At 53.8% G+C, this 26,758-nt stretch carries 22 protein-coding genes and 1 riboswitch; of the genes, 4 read left to right on the forward strand and 18 right to left on the reverse strand.

What is annotated here, in order from left to right; all coding sequences use genetic code 11:
- Window positions 1-176: 176 nt before the first annotated feature.
- The 3 genes from AC0YOA_RS26180 to AC0YOA_RS26190 form a co-directional block, all read right to left on the reverse strand.
- Complete coding sequence (locus tag AC0YOA_RS26180; protein WP_475789125.1) at window positions 177-530, reverse strand: hypothetical protein; 354 nt, start codon at window positions 528-530, stop codon at window positions 177-179.
- The gene (locus tag AC0YOA_RS26185; RefSeq protein WP_475789126.1) at window positions 487-765 is read right to left on the reverse strand and encodes a hypothetical protein; all 279 of its coding nucleotides are present in this window, start codon (window positions 763-765) and stop codon (window positions 487-489) included. Before AC0YOA_RS26185 ends, AC0YOA_RS26180 begins: the two co-directional genes overlap by 44 nt.
- 291 nt (window positions 766-1,056) lie before the next feature.
- Window positions 1,057-2,052, reverse strand: a complete 996-nt coding sequence (locus AC0YOA_RS26190) for a type I glyceraldehyde-3-phosphate dehydrogenase (protein WP_475789127.1) — start codon at window positions 2,050-2,052, stop codon at window positions 1,057-1,059.
- Between the two features lie 224 nt (window positions 2,053-2,276).
- Between AC0YOA_RS26190 and AC0YOA_RS26195 the strand changes: the two genes are divergently transcribed.
- Window positions 2,277-3,269 (forward strand): GntR family transcriptional regulator, encoded by a 993-nt coding sequence (locus AC0YOA_RS26195; protein WP_475789128.1) that lies wholly within the window; start codon window positions 2,277-2,279, stop codon window positions 3,267-3,269.
- A 189-nt stretch (window positions 3,270-3,458) separates the two neighbouring features.
- Here the strand turns inward: AC0YOA_RS26195 and AC0YOA_RS26200 are convergent, their stop codons facing one another.
- Both AC0YOA_RS26200 and AC0YOA_RS26205 read right to left on the reverse strand, forming a co-directional pair.
- A complete protein-coding gene (locus tag AC0YOA_RS26200) occupies window positions 3,459-4,661 on the reverse strand; it encodes a hypothetical protein (RefSeq protein WP_475789129.1) in 1,203 nt (400 codons plus the stop codon).
- Between the two features lie 198 nt (window positions 4,662-4,859).
- A complete protein-coding gene (locus tag AC0YOA_RS26205; RefSeq protein WP_210039821.1) occupies window positions 4,860-5,267 on the reverse strand; it encodes an Rrf2 family transcriptional regulator in 408 nt (135 codons plus the stop codon).
- Window positions 5,268-5,429: 162 nt separating this feature from the next.
- Between AC0YOA_RS26205 and AC0YOA_RS26210 the strand changes: the two genes are divergently transcribed.
- On the forward strand, window positions 5,430-6,149 hold the full coding sequence (locus AC0YOA_RS26210) for an FHA domain-containing protein (RefSeq protein ID WP_475789130.1): 720 nt from the start codon (window positions 5,430-5,432) through the stop codon (window positions 6,147-6,149).
- 34 nt (window positions 6,150-6,183) lie between these two features.
- Here the strand turns inward: AC0YOA_RS26210 and AC0YOA_RS26215 are convergent, their stop codons facing one another.
- The 10 genes from AC0YOA_RS26215 to AC0YOA_RS26260 all read right to left on the reverse strand — a co-directional run bounded on the left by AC0YOA_RS26215 (window position 6,184) and on the right by AC0YOA_RS26260 (window position 20,649).
- Complete coding sequence (locus tag AC0YOA_RS26215) at window positions 6,184-8,226, reverse strand: penicillin-binding transpeptidase domain-containing protein (protein WP_475789131.1); 2,043 nt, start codon at window positions 8,224-8,226, stop codon at window positions 6,184-6,186.
- A 228-nt stretch (window positions 8,227-8,454) separates the two neighbouring features.
- A complete protein-coding gene (locus AC0YOA_RS26220; protein WP_475789132.1) occupies window positions 8,455-9,294 on the reverse strand; it encodes a 1,4-dihydroxy-6-naphthoate synthase in 840 nt (279 codons plus the stop codon).
- Window positions 9,291-9,980, reverse strand: a complete 690-nt coding sequence (locus AC0YOA_RS26225) for a futalosine hydrolase (protein WP_475789190.1) — start codon at window positions 9,978-9,980, stop codon at window positions 9,291-9,293. The genes AC0YOA_RS26220 and AC0YOA_RS26225 overlap by 4 nt, the downstream gene beginning before the upstream one ends.
- 172 nt (window positions 9,981-10,152) lie before the next feature.
- Entirely contained in the window at window positions 10,153-10,479 is a 327-nt protein-coding gene (locus AC0YOA_RS26230) for a YnfA family protein (protein ID WP_210040003.1), read from the reverse strand.
- Window positions 10,480-10,836: 357 nt separating this feature from the next.
- Complete coding sequence (atzF, locus tag AC0YOA_RS26235) at window positions 10,837-12,627, reverse strand: allophanate hydrolase (RefSeq protein ID WP_475789133.1); 1,791 nt, start codon at window positions 12,625-12,627, stop codon at window positions 10,837-10,839.
- Window positions 12,624-16,268 carry an urea carboxylase gene (gene uca / locus AC0YOA_RS26240; RefSeq protein WP_475789134.1) on the reverse strand — a complete coding sequence of 1,215 codons (3,645 nt, stop codon included), beginning with the start codon at window positions 16,266-16,268 and terminating at the stop codon, window positions 12,624-12,626. The genes atzF and uca overlap by 4 nt, the downstream gene beginning before the upstream one ends.
- Complete coding sequence (locus AC0YOA_RS26245) at window positions 16,216-16,959, reverse strand: urea amidolyase associated protein UAAP2 (protein ID WP_475789135.1); 744 nt, start codon at window positions 16,957-16,959, stop codon at window positions 16,216-16,218. Before AC0YOA_RS26245 ends, uca begins: the two co-directional genes overlap by 53 nt.
- 44 nt (window positions 16,960-17,003) lie before the next feature.
- Window positions 17,004-17,720, reverse strand: coding sequence for an urea amidolyase associated protein UAAP1 (locus AC0YOA_RS26250; protein ID WP_475789136.1), 717 nt, complete (start codon window positions 17,718-17,720; stop codon window positions 17,004-17,006).
- 76 nt (window positions 17,721-17,796) lie between these two features.
- Window positions 17,797-17,947, reverse strand: a riboswitch (guanidine-I (ykkC/yxkD leader).
- Window positions 17,948-18,052: 105 nt separating this feature from the next.
- Window positions 18,053-19,804: an ATP-binding cassette domain-containing protein gene (locus AC0YOA_RS26255; RefSeq protein ID WP_475789137.1), complete on the reverse strand. Its 1,752-nt coding sequence runs from the start codon at window positions 19,802-19,804 to the stop codon at window positions 18,053-18,055.
- Window positions 19,801-20,649, reverse strand: a complete 849-nt coding sequence (locus AC0YOA_RS26260) for an ATP-binding cassette domain-containing protein (protein ID WP_475789138.1) — start codon at window positions 20,647-20,649, stop codon at window positions 19,801-19,803. The genes AC0YOA_RS26255 and AC0YOA_RS26260 overlap by 4 nt, the downstream gene beginning before the upstream one ends.
- A gap of 95 nt (window positions 20,650-20,744) precedes the next feature.
- On the opposite strand from AC0YOA_RS26260, the gene AC0YOA_RS26265 reads away from it, so the two are divergent.
- The gene (locus tag AC0YOA_RS26265; RefSeq protein WP_475767392.1) at window positions 20,745-21,365 is read left to right on the forward strand and encodes a biotin transporter BioY; all 621 of its coding nucleotides are present in this window, start codon (window positions 20,745-20,747) and stop codon (window positions 21,363-21,365) included.
- 146 nt (window positions 21,366-21,511) lie between these two features.
- Here AC0YOA_RS26265 and AC0YOA_RS26270 read toward each other — a convergent pair whose 3' ends face one another.
- Window positions 21,512-22,114 (reverse strand): TetR/AcrR family transcriptional regulator, encoded by a 603-nt coding sequence (locus tag AC0YOA_RS26270; protein ID WP_475789139.1) that lies wholly within the window; start codon window positions 22,112-22,114, stop codon window positions 21,512-21,514.
- Between the two features lie 205 nt (window positions 22,115-22,319).
- On the opposite strand from AC0YOA_RS26270, the gene AC0YOA_RS26275 reads away from it, so the two are divergent.
- A complete protein-coding gene (locus AC0YOA_RS26275) occupies window positions 22,320-23,813 on the forward strand; it encodes an MFS transporter (RefSeq protein ID WP_475789140.1) in 1,494 nt (497 codons plus the stop codon).
- A 90-nt stretch (window positions 23,814-23,903) separates the two neighbouring features.
- Here AC0YOA_RS26275 and AC0YOA_RS26280 read toward each other — a convergent pair whose 3' ends face one another.
- Together AC0YOA_RS26280 and AC0YOA_RS26285 are read right to left on the reverse strand one after the other, a co-directional pair.
- The gene (locus AC0YOA_RS26280; RefSeq protein WP_475789141.1) at window positions 23,904-25,832 is read right to left on the reverse strand and encodes an ABC transporter permease; all 1,929 of its coding nucleotides are present in this window, start codon (window positions 25,830-25,832) and stop codon (window positions 23,904-23,906) included.
- On the reverse strand, window positions 25,819-26,592 hold the full coding sequence (locus AC0YOA_RS26285; protein WP_475789142.1) for an ABC transporter ATP-binding protein: 774 nt from the start codon (window positions 26,590-26,592) through the stop codon (window positions 25,819-25,821). The genes AC0YOA_RS26280 and AC0YOA_RS26285 overlap by 14 nt, the downstream gene beginning before the upstream one ends.
- Window positions 26,593-26,758: the final 166 nt, after the last annotated feature.

Below are 26,758 nucleotides of genomic sequence, written 5' to 3' on the forward strand. Positions count from 1 at the left end.
ACACCCGGAATTTGAATAACGTTGGCGTTGCAGAGAAACGCTTGGTTGATGCTCCCTGCATAGATCGTTTTCGTCCCTTTGGGACACACTTCCATGCGGAGCTCCCAAGCCGCCTGGTGGACTGCGTCCCGGAGTTACAAACAATGTTCGAAGGTGGCTTTCTCATCCCTTTTGAATTACTGCGGTACACCTGCAATTCTTAATGTTTTTGCTGCTGCCAGGAACATCGGTATTGCCTTCTCTTTTTCATCCTTGAAATAAGAAAAGCGCACAACATACTTTTGTCCGGCATGCTCCACAAGAAAAAAATCTTCTACTCGCGCAACTAAATCTTCTGAACCGATATACTCACCGTATTTTATTAGTTCCTCATTTTCGAAAGTTAACTCATTCAAATGGATATCGCCATAACCCAGGGTGGAAATGAAGCTCTTTGCTTCACTCTTGCCTTCTTTACTATAGCCCCACTCCCTGCCGTCTTCGAATTCATATGTTTCCATTTGCTCGGGAACATATAAGCCCAAGGACATAAGGATGCTCGCTGTATACTGCCGTAAATTCTTGACCGCCCCAACCGATCATGATTTTCTCCTCCCCGTTGTATGGCTTTAACTCGAAAAGCTTTTCTTTGCCCGCATTTTCAGCTATTGTTGTTTCCTCCTGAGCGGCGGTTGTCGTAACGTCATTCAGAACGGGCATATCTTGATTGTTCGTGCATGCAGAAATCAGTAATAGCATCGGGATAAGAGTGAACCATTTGTTCATATTAATTCCTCCAGGTTCCATTTTAGTATCCGGATAAACGTCTTCTTTTTCCAAATATATAATCTTTATATTCGCTTCTCAGCGGTTCCATCCTGTACTTGGTATAAGTAATAAATTGAAAAGAATAAGTTATATTCTTTTTCAAAGATGATCGAATCATCGGCATCTTATATCGATATGCCGACCCGCAAAAAAAACAGGAACCCTTCCTCCGGATCGAGGTAGATTCCTGTTTTTTTAGAGCTATTTATGCGGCCACGGGTTCGTTCCGGCATCTTTTGAAGAATTGGGTTAGCGGGCCAGGAATGCAGCGACTTCAGCCAGCCGCGAGGCAAAGCCCCATTCGTTGTCGTACCAGGTGGCAATGGATAGAATCTCTCCCTGAACCTGCGTCAGCGGAAGATCAATAATGGAGGAATGCGAGTCTCCTACAATTCGGGAAGAAGCCCATTCGCCCTCCAAAACATCGATGACTCCCTTCAATACACCCTCTGTAGCAGCGCTTCTGAAGATATCGTTAATTTGCTCAACGGTACAGGACTTCTCCGCCACAAGATTCAATTCGGCAATGCTTCCGGTACGGGTCGGCACCCGGTAGGCCTTGCCCGTAATTTGCAGATCGGGCCAGATAAATTTCAGAGCTTTCGCCGCTCCTGAGGAGGAAGGAATGATGTTTTCCGCTGCTGCCCAGGAATCCCGGCGGTCCTTCATAGGCTGATCTGTCAGCGATTGGGTGTTCGTATAGGAATGGACCGTTGAGAAAAGTCCATATTTAATGCCGAAATTTTCTTTAATGATTTTGACAACAGGCGCCAATGCGTTTGTCGTGCAGCTCGCCATGCTGATGATTTTATGTTTTTCCGGATCAAATGTATCCAGGTTGATGCCCTTAAGCAGAACAGCATCGCAATCGTCAAGACTTTTGCTTGGCCCGCTTACGAGCACCCGCTTGGCCCCCCTGTCCAGATGAATCTGGGCAACATCACGGGTAACGGCGCGGCCGGAACAGTCGATAACAAGATCCACATCCAAGGCCTTCCAATCCGGCACTTCCTTGGACGAGTTGATGTACTGGATCTCTCTTCCGCCGATAACCAGCTGACCTTCACTTCCGGAAACGGACTCGTGCCAACGTTTGTAGTTGGTATCGACCTCGAATAACGCTGCGAGTGTCCCTTCGTCCTTGATATCGGAAACCGATACCGGAACAAATAGTTCTTCCTGCAGCGCCACCCTTAATAATTGTCTGCCTATCCGGCCAAATCCAAATACCGCAATTTTACCCATGTTACTTCCTCCCTGTATTCAATATGGTTTGCAGCTTCCTACCCGAAACCTGGGAATTCGTTTAGCTTGTCTTCAAATTCCCTTTCTCGCTAAATAACCAGCAATCTAGTTATACCGCATAATTTATTTCCTTGTCAACGCACAAAACCAATAATTATTATGGATATTAGGAAATATAGATGTATAATATAAATAGTTAACTAGGTATTTGGGGGTTATATAGAATGAAAAACAAGATATGCCTACAGGTCGATCATCGCTTGACGTTCAGTGTGAATACGCAAATCAAGGAACAGCTCAAGTGGCTGATCGGCACCGGGCAAATTGAAACGGGAGATATGCTGCCTGCCGCCAGCCAGTTGGCTGCAACACTGGGTCTTAATCGGAATACGGTCAATTGGGTCTATACCCAGCTGCGTGACGAAGGTCTTGTCTCCATGCAAAAAGGCAAGGGGACGCAGGTGCTGGGCGGTGCGGAAACGGAGCAGCTGCGAAAGGAGCGCTCGCCGATGCGGCAGCTGCTCGAGCGCGCGATCAAGGAAGCGCAGGCTGAAGGCATCAAGCTGCACGATTTGTTCGTAGCCGGGCTTGCCTACAGCCTGCTGCAGAACGAACAGCCATCGGTTGCGCGGATCCTGTTTGTCGAATGCAAGGGACATGCGTACACCTTCTACCGGAGAGAAATCGAGAAAGCTACCGGCCGCGAAGTCCAAATGGTTTTCCTGGAGGATTTGTTGTCCGGGGGATTAAACGCAATCGAAGAGGCCGGTCAAGCCGATATTATTGTTACAACCTTGAACCAGGCGGAGGAGGTCAAAGCCGTACTTGCGCCTTTCGATAAGAAAGTGCATGTGATCGGCGCCACAGCCGAGCCTTCCGTCCTCCTGGAAATTGCCAGACTGCAGCCGGATATGGAGGTATCGTTTGTCTGTCTTGGTAAAAAGGGCGGAGAATGGATGGCGCGGCGCGTTAACGATGCCGGCATTACCGGAATCAAGTCTGCAGCATTCGGTCTCCTGGACAGTGAACATCTGTCGGAGGCGTTGGACCGGTCGGCCAAAATTTACGCTTCCGAGGCCGTATTTCCGGAATTGAAGAAAATGGCGCCGGACAAGGTCGAGCTCTTTCCCATGCGCCTGGAACAAAGCAGCGAAAATCTGCTGCGGGAACTCGTTGGGACTGATCATTCGAAGCATGCAGCAGGCATTAATCCTTAACATACTGAGATTTGATTTCAAGAATCAATTAGCAAAAAAAGCTTCGCTCCCATTCGAGGGCGAAGCTTTTTTTTGCGCAGCTTGGCTGCGTCAATTTGGTCCCACCCTGGTAAAGGCTTCAACAGCTCTAGCCGCCCGGAGTCTCTCTCCCTTACATGCATCAGCAGGACAAATAAATTCCCGGCAATTCTAGCCTGCCATCTTTTCTTTCAATCTTAAGGCGATGAGGCGGGCGCCTGCATTTTGCCAGTTGTATAAGGTTCGCTCGGGCACGTAAGTCCGAAACCACTCCAGAGCTTCGAGCGATGTGGCGTCCAGGAGCTCTTCGGAGAATTTGCGGTTATATGGCTTCAGTCCCGCAAGGTAAGGAAAATATAAGGCATTGTAGTACCTCCACTCATCCGTAGTGCCGAATGGCTCATTCTGGCGGGGCTTCAGCTGCTCTATCGATTCGGTCAATACGGCCTTCAATTCTATGGCGCGTTCAATGACCTCGCCCTGTCCGCTTTGGCTATGCATCCGCTGATCAATCAGCTTAAGCCGCGCCAAAGGATTGGATGCAAGACGCTCCAGATCGCCGAAGCTTTTCAGGGCGCTGCGGGTAAAGCGGAACAATGCTTCATCGTCCAGCTGCTCCGGAACCGCTTCTTCGTCCACACGGGGCGCAGCGCGGTCCACCATCCGCAGTTCGGCACTCTCTTCCCGGAGAGCGGGAAATGTCGCATATGCCACATTATCGAGAAGGGTGCGCAGCTGATGCGAGAACACCTGCAGCCCTACCGACAGTGCGATAACCCCCGATAATAACCCCAGCAGCGTGATGTCGCTGCCTGTACCCCATACAATCGCCAGCACGACCATACCGGAGAAGAGCAGCGCGTAGAAGGCGGAATAGTCGAGCGAACGGAAGAAATCAGGCAGCCAGGCCTCGCCCTGCCGCTTGATTTCCATTGAAACCGCTGCGGCTCCGAGCAGCAGCAGCGCCAATCCATTTCCCAGCCAAGGGCCGCTGTTGGTCATGTCAGCGTCAACGAGTCCATTATACACACCAGCGAATATATAGAGCTGAAGCAGCAGTCCGGCCAAGCCCTTTACGGCTGTGAGCTGTTTTCCCAGATAAGCCGAAACCACAAAAACAATAGACAAAAGAAGCAGTATGAGAGTGACCACAGCCGAAATATGATCGATTGCGGAAAGAATAGTTTTGGTTATTCCTCCCGTGGAAAACCGCATTAAAATAGATGAATTCAAGGAGACCGCGAAGGCAGCAAGAGCAGCGCCGATGACAGACAGGCGCGGCTGAGCCGGTATTCGATTGAGCATATATAAGCCCAGCCAGAAAATAATTCCGAAACAGAAAAATTGATAAATCAGCAGTCCGTTTGACATCATAACACCCGTCCTTAAGCTTCAGGTTCAATGGGTGCTTGCCCATCCATTAAGAGTTTACAGGGTTTCGCGGCAGAAAAAAAGAAGGAATGGGCAAAACGGCTTCCATTTTATTCAACTTGAATTCATCCGGATGCAACAGCAAAAAGACCACCATCCCAGGTTGGGGAGTGGCCCTTCCATATCTTATTACAGCAATGCCTACTTCCGGACAACCTGTACTTTATCGACAAGCGAAATCAGCTTGCGCTCCCGCAATACCTGCTCCATCGTTTGCTCGGCCTCCACCATGACACCCTGGATCAGGCACTCTTCGCTGTTATGCTCCAATCCGCAATGAAACAATGAAGCCGTTCCTTCTATGGCATGGATCACATCCAGGAAGGAAATGTCCTCTTTCCTCCGGATCAGCTTGTAGCCCCCGCCTGCCCCGGAAGCCGATTCAATCATGCCCGCTTTGACGAGCTTGGTCAATATTTTGGAAAGATAGGTTTGCGATACCTGCTGAATCTCGGCCAGCTGCTGAACGCCAACCGGATTCTCGGCAGTAGATGCAACCAGATGAAGCATAGTGTGCAGTGCATAATTCGTTGCTTTGGAATATTTCATATCACCGGGCTCCAATGCTAGATTTGATGGATTTATATTAACCTTGTTGATTGTTCAAGTCAATGAAACGTCCCAGTCCTTCCATTCTTTGGATAAGAGGAATATTCGGAGAATTCATGATAAAATAAGAGTTATCTATGGTCTGTACTGGAGGTTTTGACTGTGAGTTTGCCCTCATGCCTGGTTGTTGAACGCGGTTACCCCTATGAATGCGGAACGATTCTGCCCTGCCATCCCTCTCAGACGATCCTCGGAAGAAAAGGAGAGCAGTGGGAGCCCGACATGGCTTTCGAGAATGCCTTTGTTTCCCGGAAGCAAGCGTCAATCTATTCCGAACATAATCAAACCTTTATCATGGATCTGGACAGCAAGCACGGAACCGACTTGAACGGGAACTCGCTGATCCCGTTTCAGCCTGTGCCGCTTGAGCCGTCCGACAATATTTCCTTTGCCAAAGGCATGGTCGTTCTCACGTTCTCCCCGGTAAATCTGGAGGAGACGCTGGACTTTACCCTTCTAAGCTCGGAGAACCGCAGCCTGCGCAGCGATTTCATGTTTGATCCCATCAGACAGACGATCCGGCTGCATGATCAGGATTATCGTTTTTCGGAAAAAGAATATAATTGTCTGGAGCTGCTTGTCCGCAAAGAGCATCAATTCGTCGGTAAGGACGAGATTATCCGCTGCGTCTGGCCCGAGCGCATGACCGATGATGCGGCTTCGCAAGTGTCGCCGGAAGAATTGAATTCGCTGCTCTACCGCATCCGCAAAAAAAGCAACGACACCTTCGCAATTGAAAGTATACGGGGAAAAGGGTATATCCTCCATGTTGTTCCGCCGCAGCAATCGCCCGTCGTTCCACCCCGCCTTCAAACAAAATAAGGAGCTGCGAATCGATCGCAGCCCCCCTCGCGGCCTACCCGTTATTCTGGAGCTGGAGCGTTTTTAAGAAAATATGCTTCACCTTCGGAGTCGTGTAGCCGCTCCCCCCGCGTTCCTTCACATCTTCGATCATCATCGCCAGCAGCAAATTCGGATTATCGGCATTAAAACCGGCAAACCAGCCGTTCTCGCTGCCCTCTCCGCCTTTGCTCTGCTTCAATTCTGCCGTTCCCGTCTTGCCCGCGATGGAAGCCCCAGGGATATAGGCGCCGTGGCCGGCACCGCCGGCAGTGCTCACTGCTTTGACCAGATCGCTCTTCAGAAGCGCTGCCGTTTCAGGCGACATGACGTGTTCCTTCCAGTATTTGGCGCTGCCTGCCCGGTCATCCTCCGACAATAGCGGGTAGATCATATTCCCGTCATTGACGAGAGCGGAGAACATCAGCGCCACCTGCAGGGAGGTCATCGTCAGCTCCCCTTGTCCATATCCTGTATCCGCCAGTTGAATGTCATTTTGAATGCCGTCGTTGGCCAGCTGCGATTTCTTCAGAGGATAGGGAACCGGGATGGCTTCGCCCACACCGTATTTGGCCGTCTCCTCCGTAAAGGCATCCCGGCCGATGCCAAGCGCCGTCTGGGCAAAATAAATATTATCCGAATATACCAGGGCGTCCTGAAGATTGACCGGGTTCACATCATGCACCCGTTTCACATAATAATTCCCCCACGAAGGATCGGCGCTCCAGGTCAGACCGGAAATATTCTTCTTCTCCGCCGGATCAAGCTTCTTGGTATCCAGACCAATCGCGGCCGTTATCACTTTAAAGGCCGAACCCGGCGCGTAGCCCTGCGCGAAGCGGTTCAGAAAAGGCTTATCCGGATTATCATTCCACTGCTGGTACTGCTTGCCCAGAATTCCCCGCTGGAAGGCGTTGGGATCATAGGACGGACTGCTCACAAGCGCCAGCACGTCTCCGGTCTGCGGATCGATCGCCGCTGCGGAGCCCGTATCGGATTTGAGCTCATCATAGACCGTCTGCTGCAGCTCTCCGTCTATGGTCAGGCGGATCGTCTCGCCGGCTGCGGCTTCAATCTGTGCGAGAACGGCTTTTTCCTTGCCCGCTTCATCGGCGATAATAATCCGCTTGCCGTCCTTCCCCTTAAGCCGCTTCTCGAACACCTGCTCCAATCCCGACTTTCCGATGAGGTCGCCCGTTTTATAGCCTTGGTCCTTATTCTGCTCCAGCTGCTCGGCGCTGATTTCGGCAATATAACCCGTCAGATGGGCAGCGGCGGCTCCATACGGATAGGCGCGCACCGTCTTCTTCTGATAATCCACCCCGGGGATGTCCAGATACGGCTGCAGCGATTCTTGCGGAACAACGGCAATCGGGACGAAAAGATTATCCTTGACCCAGGCTGCGCTGAGCTTCTTGTTTATATCGTCCACCGTTATATCAAGCTTCTCAGCCAGCCCGGCTTTGGCCTCTTCGGGGTTGTCGCCTAATTTCCCGGGTACGATGCCGATTTGCGGAAGCTCAGCATTGACAGCCAGTCCATTCTCGGACCGGTCATAAATCTCGCCGCGCTGACCTTCCGAGGTCAGCACACGAATTTTATCGCCCTCCGCCATTTGCGGAAAAATAAGCGACGGTTCCCATGCGATGAGCCACTTCGTTTCTTTATCGATGACAGATTTGAGCAGCTTTGCAGCGTGGCTGAATGTCACGGGACCTGCCGCTGTTTCCATTTTGACATTATACGTGTAGCTGATCTCCGCAGCTTCTTCGCCTGGTTTGTCCTCCTCAAGAGGAACCGTGCCCGTAACCGACAGCTGACTGGCTGAAATGCCCTCATATATCTTGCTGTAGCGCTCGGCAAAATCCGTCTCTGTGATGGCGGTTTTGGCTGCCGGCGTCAATTTCGTATACATGCCTGCAAAATTCTGCTGCTGCCAGTCCGTCAAGTAAGCCTGAAACACATCTGAAGGCTTCTCCGCTTCTTCCTTGTCGCAGCCCGTGAGAAGCACGAAGAGTACAACCAGCGCACCTGTCAAATAAAGCAACCCTTTTTTCAAGCTTCTCTCTCCCTCTCTCTATTATGTCTAAATAACCCATCCTCTCTAATCATAGCCTGCTGCGGGAAATCCGTACAATAGAGAAAACATCATAATTTCATGATAATGGCAGACAAATGTGAAAAAAACAAAAAACAGACGATGAATCCGCCTGTTTTCCTCATGTAATAGAAGCAAAGTATAGCTATTTTCGACCTTTCCTATATGTTGAAACAATGGCTTCCTTTGCTAGCGCAGCAGCGCCGGATCGATTTCCGGAACCAGTCCTTCCTTTGCCGCTCTGCCGAGCAGAGCGGTAACGGCCGCATATCCATCCTCGCCAAGATTGGCCGTAAATTCATTCACATACAAGTTGATATGCGCCTGGGCAACCTCGGGCGACATCTCCTGCGCATGCTCGAGCACATAACCCTGTGAAGCATCGGGATGCGCCCAGGCATATTCGACAGAGGCGCGAATCCAGCCGGCGATGGCATTCAGATCCATGGATCGCCGGGCAATGATAGCGCCGAGCGGGATCGGCAGCCCCGTATCCGCTTCCCACCAGCTGCCAAGATCGGTTTGCAGAGTGAGGCCATAGGAGGGATACGTAAAGCGGGCTTCGTGTATGACCAGACCGGCATCGATCAAGCCATCCCTCACAGCAGGCATAATTTCATGGAAAGGCATGACGACAATCTCGCCGACGCCCCCCGGAATATTCTGGGCTGCCCATAGGCGGAACAGGAGATAGGCCGTTGATCGCTCGCTGGGCACAGCTACGCGCTTGCCGCTCAGCGATGCCGGATCACTCGCGCTGCCATCACCGCCAGCGGTAAGAACCAGCGGCCCGCAGCCTCTGCCGAGCGCTCCTCCGCAGGGCAGCAGCGCATAGTCGGACAGCAGCCACGGCAGAGCTGCATAGGATACCTTCATGACCTCGGGCCCGCTGACCTTGGCAGCAAGATTATTGGTTATGTCAATATCCGCATAGGTTACATTCAACTCAGGCGCATCCGGCAGGAGGCCGTGCTCCCATGCATGAAAAACAAAGGTATCATTGGGACATGGTGAAAAAGCAATATTCATTGTAACACCTCCGTTAAAATTGAGCTTGCAGCTTCCAGCGCTTTGAGCGCGTCCCCGATCCGCCAGGCGTCGCGGTCGCGGGGGCCGACAATATTGGAGATCGCCCGGATTTCCAGCACCGGCACGCCCCGCTGATATGCGGCAGCTGCAATGCCATAGCCTTCCATGGCCTCAGCTGCGGCACCGGGTACACGCTCGGCCAGCAAAGCGGCTGTCTCCGCTGTTCCGGTAACGGTGGATAAGGTCAGCACCGGACCGGTCTGAACGCTGACACCCGCCGCGCGGATTGCTTCCGTCAAGGCAGCCAAATGGCCGGAATTCACCTGAAACCGCGAGCTGCCGAAGCCAAGCTCGTCCACGCTGAGGAAGCCATCCGGCGTCTCGGCCCCCAGGTCGGCTGCGATAATCTCGCTGGCCATGACAATCGTGCCGATCTCCGCCTTATCCTTGAAGCCTCCGGCAATGCCTGCGCAAATAATCAAATCATAACGGAATAATGCCAGGGCGCCTGCCGTGCTGGCTGCCGCAGCGGCCACGCCGACTCCGCCAACAAGAACTTCGAACCGTTCTGCTCCTGTACCGCCGAGTCCCCGCAGTACGGCATCTCTCTCCGCGTTCACAGACGTTACAATAAGCACGCGCAAGCCTTGGCTTGTCTGTGCGGGCGGTTTCTGACTGTTTTCCATATCCGGTTTCTCTGTCATCGTCTAAATCCCTCCATTAGGAATTTTACACGATTTCCGAAGCCTATACCAATAAAAGACGCTGTCAATCCCATGCAGCGTTGCCGCAGATCTGTCGACTGCCAAGCCGCCAGGCGCAATAGCATCACCCAACTGCAGGCGTGAAAATCCTGTGTCAGCTCCGCGGCGCCCATAAAATGACCGAAACGCCAACGAGGCAAATAAGCGCTCCGACCCAATCATACAGATCAGGCGTTTTCTTATCGACTGCCCATCCCCAAAGCACCGCCAGTACCACAAATACGCCGCCATATGCGGCATATACGCGGCCAAAGCTGGGGAACTGCTGCAATGTCGGGATAATGCCGTATACGAGGAGAATCAATCCCCCGACAATGCCAAACCATAGAGGCCTGGATTCACGCAGCCACAGCCATACGAGGTACCCGCCTCCGATTTCGGCCAGACCCGCCAGAACGAACAAACCGATTGCCATGCCGATCGCGTCCCTTTCTTTAGCATATATTAAGAAGAAACGGCTTGGCGAGTAAGTTTCTTCCCTCATACTTTTTAGAAATATATAGGCGTGAGACTTATATTTTCTATAAAGTAGAAAAAACACTTATCAACCGATTACAAATGAGGTTTCTTCTGTCCCCACGCATGCATCTTCATAAACGACTAACCTACGAACAATCCTAATGCGCGCATCCTCGTTTGACAAGCTGTTCTTCACGAGGCCGGAGCAAGCTGCAAGAGAATCGTTAGCAGGAGTGCAGAAGCGCAGAAAAGCCGGCCTTCCTCTCCTTAGAGCGGAACACCGGCCTCAGCTTGCTGTATTTCATGAAGAGATCAGCCATTACTTCATCATATGATTGCGCCATCCGCCGGAAGCCGTGATGTCTTCCGCGCCGGACAAGGCATACCCTTCGCAGACAAAGCCGGGAACCTCCGTCCCGTCCTCCAGCTCGACCTTGCCGATCCCAAGGGGTGCGGGAATGGACGCCGCGAAGGAGCCGAATGCGGCAAGGGGCATCTCCCACACCTCCAGCAGAACGGCGGAACCGCCGCCATTCACCTTGATCATGCCCGGTTTGGCTGGCGCTGTCGGCAGCTTGACCAGCTTATATTTCGCTGCGCTTGCCGTCTCGCGCACGAATCGTGCACCGCATGCGCGCATCTGCTTCTCCAGCGGAAACCCGCGCATATGCAGGCCGCAAACCGCCACCAGCGTGGCTGCTTCCTCCATGGCAGCGGCAGCTTCCGGAGCCGCGGAATGATCAACTGCAGCATTGCCGGCGGCCGCCTCGACGAAATACTTCGCAGCTTCGCAAATCATCCCCTCTTCCCCTGAGAGGCCAAACAACGTAATGCCGAAGGGAAGATCCTCTGCCGCATCGCTTGAAGGGACCGCCACTGCCGACAAATCCAGCAGATTGCAGTGATTCGTATAACGTCCCATATCGCTGTTGGTGCTGACGGGATTTTCTCTGACCTGATCGCGCGTCCAGGTTCCGCCGCATGTCGGCATCACGAGAACGGCGTCATTCAGCAGCCCGCCGGCTGCAAGCTTCAGGCGCTTCAGCTTGTGCATAGCCTGGAATACGGATGCCGCCGTGTAGCGGGTTGCTGCTCCGGTACGCAGTACCTGAGCGGTTACCGGAAATATGGCGTCCGGATATTCTTCGACGAAACTGCCCAGGCTTGCCCAGCGCTCCGCCACCAAGGGACCGCCATACAGGATTTCGGCAGCTTCCGCGAACAAATCCGTATCTATATATTCAACAGGAATCTTAAGCTTCTCCAATGTCCTGACGGAAGCTTCCCAGGCCTGCCTGTAGTCCTCCGCATAAGGTCCGAAGAATTCGAGCGGCCCGCGCGGCAGGTAAATAAGGGCAGGCTGGCGGGCCTTGGGATGAGGCACGCTTCTGGACCACGGGTCTGTGAGATCCACGCCGCGCGCAATGGAATCTACGGATAATGCGTCGGCCAGACTATGCGTGAACACCGTGATGCAATCCAGGCTTGCGCAGGCGGGTACAAGACCCTTGGTCGGCCAGGCGCCGAGGCTCGGTTTGAAGCCGACCAGGCGGTTGAGCGCTGCCGGCACCCGCCCCGAGCCTGCGGTATCGGTACCGAGGGCGAATGCCGCTTGCCCGCAGGCAACAGCCACGGCGGAACCTGAGCTGGAGCCGCCGCTGATCAGCTCTTCCCGCAGGGAATTACGGGTTTCGCCGTATGGGCTTCTGGTTCCGACGAGCCCCGTCGCGAACTGGTCCAGATTCGTTTTGCCCAGCGGAATGGCGCCCGCAGCGGTGAGCCGCGCAACGACCGCCGCGCTGTCATCCGGCGTATAGGCATATTCCACGCAGCCTGCCGTAGTCGGCATGCCGGCCAGGTCAATATTATCCTTGATGGCAAAAGGGATGCCCCACAGCGGCGAGCTGGCCGGATCAAGCGAATCCAATTTCGCCAGATAAGGCTCTATATGCTCAATTGCCGGAGGAGTGATCCAGATATTCATTTCTTTGTCCCTGTCTGCACGATTTAAAATTTCTGCGATTATCTGCCTCGGCGTCGCTTCCTTGCTGGCATACATCCGCCGCAGCCCGCTTATTGTGAGCTCCCGGGGAAGCTGGAAGGGTTTCATACTGCGGTCACCACGCTTTCGCTTTCATTGGTAATCCCTACAATCAGCTGTCCTGTAAACACTTCATCGCCCGGCTTCACCAATACGGCAGCGACGATGCCGTCGCATGGCGCCAGCTGGGAGAATTCCATCTTCATGCTTTCTTCGATGATCAGCACATCGCCTTTCCGTACCGCCTGCCCGGGAGTGACAAGCACCTTCCACACGCTGCCGGGCATGGAACAGCGAACAGCCGTAGTGCCCGGCGGAAGTTCGTCCTCCGGCGCATTCTTCGCTGACGACTCATGCTCCGAGATATATTCGGAGAGCCCAAGCTCTCTCCAGCTTTCCCGTTCCGCATGAAAAGCCGTCTGCTGCTGCTTGCGGAAGGTTTCTGAGCTCTCGCTGATGGAGTCCAGAAATTGCAAATATTCGTTCAGATCAAAGGTCGTCTCTGTGATATCGGCTTCGAACCTGCCGCGGGAGAAATCCTCCCGCAGCTGAAGCAGCTCCTCCGCCTCTACCGGATAGAACTGGATCTGATCAAAAAATCGCAGCAGCCAGGGCTTCCCAGGCTGAAAGCTCGCGTTCTGCCGGTTCAAATTCCACATCTGGATCGTGCGGCCGACGAATTGATAGCCGCCAGGCCCTTCCATGCCGTAGACGCACATATAGGCTCCGCCGATACCGACAGCGTTCTCCGGCGTCCATGTGCGGGCCGGATTATATTTGGTCGTAACCAGACGGTGCCGGGGGTCCACAGGCGTCGCCACAGGCGCACCCAGATAGACATCACCCAGACCCAGCACCAGATAGTTCGCGTCGAAGACGACTCTCTTCACTTCATCGATGGATGCAAGACCATTCACACGCCTGATAAATTCCAGGTTGCTTGGACACCAGGGAGCGTCCGGCCTGACATTCTGCTGGTAGCGTTCAATGGCCAGCCGGGTCGCCGGATCATCCCAGGAAAGCGGTAGTCTGACGATCCGCGAAGGAACGCGAATGGAAGCAAGCGGCGGCAGCTGACTGTCCAGCTCCAGAATGATCCGGCAGGCTTCCTGCACCGTTATCCGCTTGGAATCGATATGAACCTGCAGAGAGCGGATGCCCGGCGTCAGATCCAGCACCGGAATATCATCCCGCTCCTGGATCGCCTGCATCAGGGTATGCGCCTGAAACCTCAGCAGCAGATCCAGCTCCATGCTGCCGTACTCCACCAGCACATTCTCATCGCCGCTGCAGCGGATCGTGATCGGAAAGCGGCGGTTCCCCTTCTCCTGCACCAGCAGTGGATAGTCCGCAGACAGCCCCTCAACCTGGAGCGGAAGCTCTGCCGGGACAAGCTTCTCCCGGCTGCCGCTGCCGATAAACCCAAGATTCCGGTCCTGCAGCCTCCGCAGCTCATCAGCCTGCTCCAGCGTAAGCAGCCGGAATCGGACCCGGTCGCCCGGATGAAGCTGGCCAATCTTCCAGAACTCGGCCGAGGCCGTCGTCACCGGGCAGACGAAGCCCCCAAGACTGGGACCGTCCGGCCCCAAGAGAATCGGCATATCCCCGGTTAAATCCAGAGTTCCGACAGCATAGGCATTATCATGAATATTGGATGGATGCAGCCCTGCTTCACCGCCGTCCTCCCTTGCCCACAATGGCGCAGGTCCGCTCAGACGGACGCCGGTCCTCGAGCTGTTGAAATGCACCTCGTAGCTTGTAGCGGCAAGCTCCTGCAAATAATCGGGCCGCAAATACTCCTCCGTACAATGCGGGCCGGGAATAACCCCGATCGTCCACTCCCGTGTCATTTGCGGGCGGTGGCTCTCTGCCAGCTCAACCCGGTTGAGAGGGGCATCCGCTGCCTGCCTGACTGCCAGCACATCGCCGGTGCGCAGCGCCCTGCCGCCATGACCGCCGAAACCGCCAAGCGTGAAGGTGGAAGAGCTGCCAAGGATGCGGGGCATATCGAAGCCGCCTGAGACAAGCAAGTATCCGCGCATGCCAACGGCTGCTTCTCCGAAGCTGAGCACCTGGCCCCGCTCGGCATATACCGGTTGGTACAAAGGAAGAGACTCTTCATCAAGATGCGCATCCATGTCGGCGCCGGTCACACAAAACCACATGCCGCCGCGGAAACGGTACGATCCTCCGCGCAGCGTCAGCTCAAGGCCGGATGCGTCGTCCGGATTGCCAAGCAGCTTGTTGCCGGTCCGGAAAGCCAGCGGGTCCATAGGGCCGCATGGCGGTACGCCCACATCCCAGTGCCCGACCCTGCCCGGCCAGTCCTGAACGGTCGTCTGTATGCCGCCATCCAGAACCTCAACCGCGCGCTCGGACGGCTGGAAGGCATTTAACAGTTGGGTATATACATGGCCATCCCGCACTTCCTCTTCTTTCAGCAGCTCCTGCACATAAAACAAATTAGTCGTTATGCCGTAGATCCGGGTCTCATCCAGCGCACGGATCAGGTTGTCGATCGCTTCCACCCTGTCTCTGCCAGTAACGATGATCTTGGCGAGCATGGGATCATAAAGGGTCGTAACCGTCATACCGTCCCGGAGCCAGGTTTCGATGCGGGCATTCTCCGTGAACACGGCTTTATCCAGCTTGCCGGCGCTCGGACGAAAACCCTGCAAGCAATCCTCGGCGTAAATACGCGCCTGAATGCTGTGTCCCACCGGCCCCCGGACCAGCAAATGGATTTCCTTCAGCTCATCCGCCGCTTCCCGGACCATCCATTCCACCAGATCGATGCCAAGCACCTCCTCGGTAACGCCGTGCTCGACCTGCAGACGGGTATTCACCTCCAAAAAATAGAAGGCAAAGGATTCCGGATCGTAAAGATATTCTACTGTGCCTGCGCTGCGGTATCCGGTCTCGGCCGCCAGACGCTTCGCCGAAGCGAACATTTCTTCACGCACATGCTCCGGCAGATGAGGTGCGGGGCTTTCCTCGATAACCTTCTGATTTCTGCGCTGGATAGAGCAGTCGCGCTCACCAAGCGCTGCCACCTCGCCAAAGCGGTTGCCGAAGATTTGCACCTCCACGTGACGGGCCCGGGCTATATATTTCTCCAGAAAAATACCGCCGTTCTTGAAATTCGTCTCGGCCAGATGGCGCACACCGTCATAAGCGGAGCGCAGCGCGTTCTCATCCGCACAAACGCGCATCCCGATGCCGCCCCCGCCCGCGGTGCTTTTCAAAATAACGGGATACCCGATGCGGGACGCTTCCCGGACCGCTTCCTCAAGCTCCTGGATAAGCGGGGTTCCCGGCAGCAGAGGAACCTTGGAGCGCTCTGCCAGCTCCCGGGCGGAATGCTTCAGTCCGAACATCTCCATCTGTTCGGGTGTAGGACCGATAAATACGATCCCGCGCTCGCGGCAGGCGCGGGCGAATTCAGCGTTCTCACTGAGGAAACCGTAACCGGGATGAATCGCCTCTGCGCCGGTTTCGATAGCGGTTTGCAGAATAAGCTCCGCATTCAGGTAGCTCTCTTTGGCTGGCCCGCTTCCAATACAAACCGCTTCATCCGCGAATTCGACATGCAGGCTGTCCTGATCGGCTTGCGTATATACAGCAACGGAGCTAATTCCCATCTTGCGCAGCGTTCGTTCAATACGGACTGCGATAGCTCCCCGGTTGGCGATTAATATTTTCTTGAACATACTGTCCACTCCTCAATGTCATCTCTGTTTGCTGTAATCCGCTGTCCCAGATCATGAGCTGAATCGGCGTCGGATTATAGGCATTGCAGGGGTTATTCAACTGCGGACAGTTGCTGATGAGCGCCATTGTTCGGCACAGCGATATCAGTTCCACATAACAACCGGGCGCCGAGACTCCATCGGCGAATTCCAGCCCCCCGTCAGGCGTCACCGGCACATTCATGAAGAAATTGATGTTGGGGGCAAGGTCCCTCTTCGAGTAGGAAGCTCCCCCATGCCGGGAAAGCTGCAGCATAAACGTGTCGCGGCAGTTGTGCATCGGAAGCTTGTCGTGGGCGTAACGGACAGTATTGCTCTGCGCCGAGCAGGACCCGCCCAGCGTATCGTGCCGCCCGCAGGTGTCCGCCACGATGGACAGCAGCTCCTTGCCGGACTCGGAACGCAGGATAGATCCCGTTGTGAGATAGATGTTGCTTTGCCCTGCTATAGTAGCGACAGCGCTGTAGTGGTCCTCCGGGTTATCTGCATCATAGAACAGCGTATCTGCAGCCTGGTTGCCCTCCAGATCGACAATCCGCAGCACCTGTCCAGGGAGCAGCTCATGCATCCAGCCCTCACCTGCGGGTATAATTTGACTATAAATGGCATCTTCAGCAAGAAGCGTGCTTTCTGCGCGGTTAAAACCAGTCATAAGATTTCCTCCTCCTTGAATGTGGATCTTTAACCTGTTCAAGCTTATGTGGAAAGAACGTAATAGTCCCAGGTATTCTCGAATGCGCGGCGGTTCTCCGGCCGGAAATTCAGGCAGCAATCATCGGCTTCCAGCGGACTGGCCGCTCTGACATTAATTTCAACCGGTACGGATGGATAGACGGCAGCAGGATCAAGCGGATGCGGCGTGTTGGACAAGAGCAGCAGGACATCCATCTCCGTGCGGAGCGTGACGCTCGCCCCCGCCGCGCAATGACCGGAGCTGAAGCGCATATCGCCATTCGCGTCGCAGGATACCTTCGAGAACAGATTCACGACAGGCACAAGATCCCTCGTGCCCAATCCGTTCCTTAGCAGCTCGACTGCAAAGTTCTCCTGCCCGCTGCGCAGCCAGTCGTTGCGCAGCTCCTGATAGGTGGTGACTCCATATTTCATATCCGTCTGCTGGCGTGTGGTGTAACCGCTGATGGGATCATGCCATCCCAGTTCGTCCTCGACCAGACTTGCCATGGCGAGTCCATTGTCGCTCATCAGCACATGTCCTTTGCTTAAATGCGAGGTATGCTGCGCCTTGAGGGTATCGGACATATTGTAGCGCTCGGTCAGGTCTCTGGCGTTGTACAGCAGCATGGATAGATTAGCGCCTTCGCCCAAGGCAGTCAGCTGGATCAGCTTGCCCTTGCCTATCACGGCCGACCACTTCCCCCCGGCAGGCAGGGTCTTGCTCCATTGTTTGTCCATGTGTGATTTCCTCCCATATTCATCCTGTTATCCGGTTGAAAGCCCCGGATTTACAACAAAAAAGCCTGGGAGATCAATCTCCCAGGCTTTTATCCTTCCGTGTTATACAAAAGAGGCAGCTGCGCTGACATCCTCTGTACACTATCTCTTGGACCAGACTTGACTAGCAGGCAGCGGCCGATAAATCGGTGAAACCCCTAATCAACGGAACCCTAGACAGTTTATCGTTCTCCATTCCTCATATGGATGAGAACCGATATGCAATTGTTGAGTGTTGATATCCGTATTATAGGAGGAGAAAATCGGCGTGTCAATGTTCATGTAAGGTTTTATTACATAATGTTAAAAAGACCTTTGGCCCAAAGCCATAAAAATCCGAAAATCAATAAACATCCGATAAGTAGATACGTATCCCTCCGCTTCCAGAACTGGCTGCGGATAAAGGTCGGCTGGCGTATGCCGATTCCCCGGCTCTCCAGCGCATCCGCCGCATGCTCGCCCAGACGGAACAGGGCAAGCATGAAAGGAATAGCAGTGTCTCTTAACTGGCTGACAGCTCCAAGGATTGTTACCCGCGGGGCTTTGCCCCGGGCAACGGCGATACGGGAGAATCTCTCCCATTCCTCCAGCAGAATCGGCACGAAACGGAGCAGCAGCGTTATCGTCAGAATCAGGCGCTGCGCCCAGGGCGGAACACGTCCCGCCCAGGCAAATAATTGTTCCAGCGAGCGGCGAAGGCGCAGCGGCGTTATGGCAAGCGGCAGGCCAAGGCCAAGCAGCATGACAAGCCACGGACGCGCCAGCGATTGGAGCGATACCAGGAAGGCATCCGTGTTCCACCAGCCGCCGCCAGCCGTGTTCCCCGCACCCGACAATATCGAGATCATGATCATAAAGAATCCGAAGCTTATAATCGGAATGCGCCAGCGGGCCAGCGGAATACGAAATAAGATAATTGCTGCTAACACCAAGATCAATGACCATCCGGTTCCGGACCAGGATTTCTGCATAAATATGCCGCTGGAAACGAGTATATAGGACAGCCACACTGATCGGGGATCGAATAAAGAGAGCCGCGATTTTGATCTGGCAGCTGCCCCTGCTCTCTCAGCAAATGCAAGCGGCAGATCTGCTTGATCTGCTTGATCTGCTTCATCTGCTTGCAGCGGCAGATTTATTTGCGGCAGCTCTTCGCTTTCAACGCTACCCTGCATCTTCCGGCCGAGAGCCGGAAGTACGTCCGCCAGATCGGCCGGAGACCAAAGCTTGTCAGCCGGCACGCCTCTTTTCCACCATTCATGTGCGATTTCAAGCCAAGCAGGGATTGGTATCCCGGCTTGAAACAGCCACTCCGGATGAGCGATTATATCATTCCTGCCGCATAACCTGGGTGTACCGCTGCTGCTCATGATCAGAATATTGTCCGCTAGTGCCGCCGCCCAATCGCTTTCATGAGAAATCAGCAGAATTCCCTGGCCTGCGGCAGCCCGCTGCTTCAGCTGCTCTGCCAGCAGCTCATGCCCGGCGGCATCCAGACCGGCTGTCGGTTCATCCAGCAGCAGCCATCGGGCGGGAACGGCGAACAGGCAAGCGAGAGCCGTCCGCCTGCGCTCCCCGCCGCTCATGGCATACGGGTCCTTCTCCAGCCATGTATGATCCCAGCCGACCGCGTGCAGGGCTGCAGCTATACGGCGGCGCTCTTCCGGCTCAGACAGGTTATAGGGTTTGAGTACATAACGCAGCTCGCTCCCGACGGAACGGGCAAATAACTGCTCCTCCGGCGATTGGGATGCGTATCCGTATGCAAGAAGCGCGGCTGGATTCCGGCGCCTTCTTTTGCTCTTCCTGCCCCTGAGCCACATCTTTTCGTCTCCATAGGAAATAATCCATTCTTCCGTGAATCTCAAGCCTGCAGTCATCTCCAGCAGCCTCGTCTTCCCTGCGCCATTTGGTCCCATTACCAGCGTAATTGTTCCTTGGTTTAATTTCAGCCCTGTTCCCGGAGAATGCTGCGGATTCAACCCGTCATTATCTCCGGTTACTCTAATCCCGTCTATCGTTAAAGGCAGCAGCTGTTCGCTCATGGACGCTTCAATACCTCCCGCCATTCTTCCGCTGTAACCGGAAGAGGTGAATGGGGATCCAGCTTGCCGAGCCGGTTCATCTCAATGGCCAGCGAAGCCAGGTACGGCAAGCGCAGCCCGCACTGCTCGCAGGGTGTTTGACCCTTGCCGCCAAGTCCGTCGCCAAGCAGGAACTGACGACCTGCTCCGTCATAGACGATTTTGCCTCCGGCCAAGGCCATCACGCGCGAGTAAGGATCCAGTTCATTCAGCCGTTGAGTAACCCAGACAACCGCCGTTCCGCTGCGGCATAGACGGTCAGCAACCTGATGCACGCGTCCACGGGAGGCATCGTCCAGCATCGAAGTCGCTTCATCGAACACCAGCAGCGGCGTTTCCGCCGCGCCCGAAGCCGCGACCGCCGCGAGCTGGCGCTGTCCACCCGACAACTGATCCCATGGCCAGTCCGCAATTGGCAGCAGTCCCGTCCAGGATAGAATATGTTCAGACCTGCCCGGAATTTCATCAGCCGGTACGCCCCGCCACTCCAGAGCGAAACTGACCTCCTCCCTCGGATTCTCGCCGAACAGCTGCGCATCGGGATGCTGCATCACATAAGGCGATGGTCCGAAGCCGGCGAATCCGCGGTCCATCTCTCCATAGACGCCTTCCATCGTGAGTCCTGCCAGTAGACGGGCAAGTGTCGTCTTGCCGCTCCCGTTCACGCCGACCAGATTCAACCACTCGCCGGGCGCCAGGAGCAGGTCGATTTGTTCCAGTCTTGCCGTGCTTCCCTCAGCCTCCGGATCCCCTGAGACCTTAATGCCTGAAAGCTTAAAATATCCATTCTTTAATTGCTCATTCACAAAATTCACTCTTCCCAAGTTGATGATCCCATGATAAAATGCGAATTGTTAACCTCGAACAAATAATAAGTTAACATATGAAAGGGGATTAAACAATGTCCACATCGAATCCAATCTCACCTGCTTCAGCATCCCAACCCGGGACAATCTACCGGATACGCGGGATCGTATTCACCGCGCTGTTCGCCGCGTTATTCATTGCCTTCAGCTTTATTCAAATTCCACTCTGGTACACGGCGGTCCCTATCACGCTTCAGACACTTGCCGTTATGCTGGCTGGCGGACTGCTCGGAGCCGTGTACGGATTCTGGAGTATCGCTCTTGTCGTGCTCCTGACTGCCACCGGACTGCCGCTGCTTCATGGCAGCGGAGGCATGTCCGTGCTTCTGGGAGCCACTGGCGGTTTTATCTGGATGTTTCCATTCGCCGCTCTTCTGATCGGCTGGGTCAGCGATCTTGTGTTCCGCAGCGGCAATAAGTTAACCACCGTAAAATGGATCGCTCTTATAATCAGCATTATCGTCTTTGGCGTTCTGTTTGTCTATGCGTCGGGTGTTTTATGGTATGCGCATTTTGCCCATGTCTCCCTCGCCAAAGCCTTGGCGGCATGCTGTTACCCGTTCCTGACAGGCGATACGATCAAAACTGTCATCGCGGTTATCCTGATTCCGGTCCTGCGGCCACTTCTTCCCAGGCTGCGTGCGGCGCGGCGTTAATAATGAACAAGAAGAAACCGCTTCGTCGTCCTTTCGCGGCAGAGTTAGCTTTTTCCCTCAAGCCTAATAATTCTATAAGAGCAAAAAATAAACCCGGCCGCCAGGGATTTCCCTGAGGACCGGGTTCAACTTGTTGACCGGAAAGATTAAACGCTCAGCTTCCGCATGGCGGTATCTGCTCCGTCTATTTGTTGATTGATCAACAAACGCAGTGTATTTGAGAATTCCTCCGCATTAAAGACCGATCTGTCCATCGACGATACCATTATCGCTCCGCTGATTAGCATACGAAGCTGCGCAGACAGCGCTTTGGCATCCTTCGCGCCGGCTTCACGGGCGATCGCCTCAATTCCATCCCACAGCTCCTGCCGGAAAGCGGCAGCCTTCCTGTTGCCGGGATGTTCCTTGTCCGGAAACTCCACAGAGGTGTTCATGAGCGAACATCCCCGGTAAACTATATTCTCCGCCCGTACGACCAGACCATGGAGCAGTTCATACAGCTGTTTGACCGGATTATCCGGGTAATGGCGCTTCGCCTTGTCCATATTGTCCATATTGATCCCGTGGCGATATTCCAGATAAGCGACGACAAGATCGTCCTTCGACGCAAAATTGCGGTAGAAGCTGGCTTTGGCCACGCCGGATTCCTCTATAATACGATCAATCCCTACCGCACGCACACCCTCGCTGTAAAATAAGGCGGAAGCCGTCCGCAGGATGCGCTCCTTGGCTGATTCTTTTTTTTCCATGCATTTACATCTCCATTCCCCGTGCCCCAGAGACGTCCGCGGCAAATTTAAATATTGACATGGTACAGATCTGTCTGTATTATTCAATTTACGGAATGAGACGGAACTGTCTCTTTCATATTATGAATAAACCCGTCTGCTGTCAACCTGGGTCATGATTTCGGCCCTCGTCAAGCAAGGATACGGATATAAAGGAGCAGATCCCATGTCAACGTTAGTAAAAACAGCCGCACAAACTCACCCTGCCCCGGCGAAAGAAATGCGTCCGCGGCCCCGTATTATGCTGAGCGTGATGCTGTTGTCCGTCTTTATGGCTGTCGCCAATATTTTTGTTGTCAATGTGGCTACGCCTGCCATTCAAAGCGGACTTCATTCCAGCTTTTCCGGCGTGCAGTTCGTCATAACCGGCTATACGCTGGCTTATGCTATCGCCCTGATAATTGGCGGAAGACTTGGTGACCGCTACGGACGGAAACGGATGCTAATGATTGGAGTTGCGGGGTTTACGCTCGCATCGCTGCTGTGCGGTGCCGCTTCCGGTGTCAACATGCTTATACTGGCCCGTATCATTCAGGGTCTGAGCGCCGCATTGATTTCGCCGCAGGTGTTGTCTCTGATCCAGGTCAATTATCCGGCCGAGAAACGCGCCTCCGTCTTCGGGCTGTACGGCGCCTCGCAGGGAATAGCGGCATCAAGCGGTCAATTAGTCGGCGGACTTCTGCTGTACTGGAACCCGTGGGACCTGGACTGGCGTATGGTATTCTTCTTCAGCGTTCCGCTTGGTCTGATCATCCTGTCCATGATTCCCTTCATTCAGGAATCGAAGGAGCCGGTCAAGACCAGGCTTGATCTCTCCGGTGCCGTGCTTGTCGCAGCCGGCTTGCTGATGCTCGTTTACCCTCTCGTTCAAGGACAAAAAGAAGGCTGGCCGGCCCTGCTGATCATCAGCCTTATTATGTCTGTACCCGTGCTTGCCGTATTCGCCTGGTTCGAGAAAAGGATGTTGAAACGCGGACGGGTGCCTTTCATGAATGTACAGCTGTTCCGTCATAAAATGTTTACGGTCGGCATGCTGATTGTCTTTATTCTGCTGTGCTCGCAGGCTGCATTTTTCCTGGTCACCGCTTATCTCCTGCAGGTAGGACTCGGTTTCAGCGCATTGAAAGCGGGATCCGTTATTCTGCCGATGGGACTCGGGTATTTTGCCGCATCCCTTATGTCTTCCAGAATTTCCGCCAGAATCGGCCCTCATGTGCTGACCATCGGCTCTGCTTTGACAGTTCTCGGCTTCCTGACCCTTGCATTGTCCGTCCATGCAACCGGAATTGGCTTCAACGGCTATGAGTGGATACCCGCGCTAGCCGTGCTTGGTATCGGACAGGGGTTCGTCGCTGCTCCGATTACGAATATCGTGCTCTCCAAAATACGTCCTGGCGATATTGGCTCCGCCTCCGGGATTCTGACGACTGGCATGCAGGTCGCCTTCGCAATCGGCATCGGCCTGATCGGCATCGTGTGGTTGAACGCGCTGGGCAGCCCGGCTGCTAACGTCAGCCCGCAGATATTCGCACAATCGTATGCCGACGCCTATCTGTTATGTCTTTACTTGCTGGCTGGACTCACCGCAATCCTGCTCCCGCTTGTCCTTGTTCTGGCCAACCGGAGGAAATCCCCGGCGAATGGATCTGCGGCGGATTAAACCTTCAGCAAGAAGAAACGCCCGCAGCCGCCCTTCATCGTGAAGGGGGTCGCGGGCGTTCTTTTTATATCCCGGCGTGATTCTTCTTTCTTACTTGTTCACGATTTTATTAAAGGACTGCACGGTCAGCACATAATAGATCAGATAAATAACAACATAAACAGCCATGGAAGTCATAATGGGCGTGGTCAGGCTGCCGTTGATGAGATTAATGCTGGACAAGGCTTTCAGAATCATGGAGCTGTGCAGAATGCCTATGGCAAGCGGAAGCGCGAATACGAAAAAGGTCTGCTTCGCGACAGAAATCCGGATGTCTTTCCGGCTGACGCCGATTTTCCGCAAAATATCATAACGCCCCTGATCCGAACGGGCTTCGGTCAGCTGCTTGAAATAAATGATGCTGCCGGTTGCCGCCAGAAACACCAGGCCCAAAAACCCAAGGACAAATATATTCAAGGCGGCATCTTCGAGTCCATCCCGGTATACCGCATAATAGGAGGACATCTGATTCTCTTCCGTCGCAAGCCCGGTTAATTGTTCCGAAGAAGCTTTCGCTGTCTGTTGATCCTCAACCTGATACACGTTATAGATATCCGGAGGCACTTGCCCGGCAATTTCTTCAAACAATCGGTCGCTGACGACAATGGTCACATCCGGGAAAGTCCAGCGCAGCACATTGCTTTCAAGGAATTGAACAAAGGAGACATCCTTATCCCCCTGAGGAGCTTTAATCGTGACGGACCGGCCAGCATAATCGGAAGAAGTCAAATCAGTCGCATACCTTGGACGGATAGCGGCTGCCTGATTATCTGTCAGCTGAGCCCGTCCCTTCCGGCCGATTGCCTCGGAAACCTCATTGTATTTGCTTGCCGCAATCAATTTCAAAGGCGTGTCATCAGGCGGGAAATTCGATGGATTATATGCCAGCGCTGCTGTATTCGCCTTTAGCCTTATAACCGGAATGGCAAAATTCTTCCTGACCGGATGCTCCGTATCCGCCGCCAGAATTTGCTCTACCTGCTTATCCAACGCGCCCCCATCCGAGATATAGCTGTAGCTGAAGGGAGCGGCGTCATCCGCATTGTTCTCATTGCTGTAGTACATGCTGTAGCCCACGCCAACCGCGCTCAAGGTGATCGCGCTGAGCAGGGCGATCATAGTCAGCGTACGCGTATTTCCCTTGATGCGGAACAGCAGCTGGGAGGTGGCGATAACGTTCATCCCGCGATAGTAACGCGACTTGTTGCTTTGCGATGCGCGCAGCAGCCAGACGATGGCCGAGTGGAACAGGAAATAGGTTCCGGCAATGAGCGCCACAATGAACAACAACATATTTCTTCCCATTTGTTCATTGGTCGTCATCGGCTGGAACACAAGCCAGTAGCTGAAGGCGAGCAGCAGAACGGCAAGAGACGCCACTATAACCGAGGCTTTAGGCGCTTGATCGCCTTCTTTTTCGGCCTGAAATAATTCAATCAGCTTGAAGCGGTAAATTAGGCGATAAGCCTGAACCGATGTGAACAGAATCAGTACCGCAAATACGATGACCGTATTCAGAATCGCCAGCAGGGAGATACTGAAGCTTACATTGACGGCTGAATCCAGCAGCTTCAGGAAAATCATCGTAAACAATTTGGACAATAATGTCCCGAACACGACGCCAATCGCCACACCGACTGCTCCCATGATGAGGTTCTCATAAAAAAGCATTTTGCCGATTGTCCGTTTTCTCATGCCAAGAAGCGAATACAGCCCTACCTCCTTTTTCCTCTTCCTCGTGAAGAAGGAGTTCGAATACCAGATAAATACAGCTACGAACAGAATCAATACAATGGATGCCCCCATAAATACCGAGCTCATGACCTGCGACGACTGCATCGTTGCCTGGATTTCTTCGGAATATTGCAGGGAAACGAAGGTGTAATAAATCACAACGCTGAAGATCATGGAAACAAAATAGAGCAAATAGCTTTTAAAGTTCCCGGTGACATTTTTCTTCGCGATATCAAATAACGTCACTTACGCCACCCCCGAGCACGGACAGCACATCGAGCACTTTATTGAAAAATTCCTTGCGGGTGGCGGCCTGCCCCTTCACCAGCTCCGTGAACATACGGCCGTCCTTGATGAACAGCACCCGCTTGCAGTAGCTTGCGGCAAAAGCGTCATGCGTGACCATCAGAATGGTCGACTTCGCCTGCTCATTCAAATCTCTGAGACTCTCCAGCAAATCGGTGGCCGATTTGGAATCGAGCGAGCCTGTCGGCTCATCCGCCAGAACCAGGCTCGGACTTGCCACGATCGCGCGCGATGCCGCCGTGCGCTGCTTCTGACCGCCGGATATATGATAAGGGTATTTGTCCAGGAGCTGCCTGATGCCGAACTTATCGGCGATCTCGTCCACTCTCCGCTCCAATTCCTTTACATTCATTTTGGCCAGCGCGAGCGGCAGCAGAATATTTTCTTTGACCGTCAGCGTATCGAGCAAATTAAAGTCCTGGAAGATAAAGCCCAGCTTATCCCTTCGAAAAACCGACAGCTGCTCCTCGTTCATCTTCAGAATGCTGGTTCCGTCAATGACAATGTCCCCTGAAGTCGGCTGATCGATGGTGGCCAGCATGTTGAGCAGCGTCGATTTCCCCGAGCCCGACGGACCCATAATCCCGACGAATTCCCCTTCCTGTACTGTAAGATCAATGCCGTCCAATGCCGTAAACACATTTCCTTTGGTTCCGTATTTTTTTTTGATTTGCTTCGCTTCCACGATGGTTCTGCTCATCTGCGGCGCCTCCATTGCTATCATTTGTCATGCTTATGGATTTATTCTACAAGATTCAAACCGCATGCGGACTTACAACATCCCCGCTTAACCTTACAAAACTGTCACATGGATTGCTTTCAAATCCGGTAAAATGGTATGTTTCTTCATACAGCAGGCTTTATCC

The sequence above is a fragment of the Paenibacillus sp. JT22N12 genome, assembly GCF_056269365.1.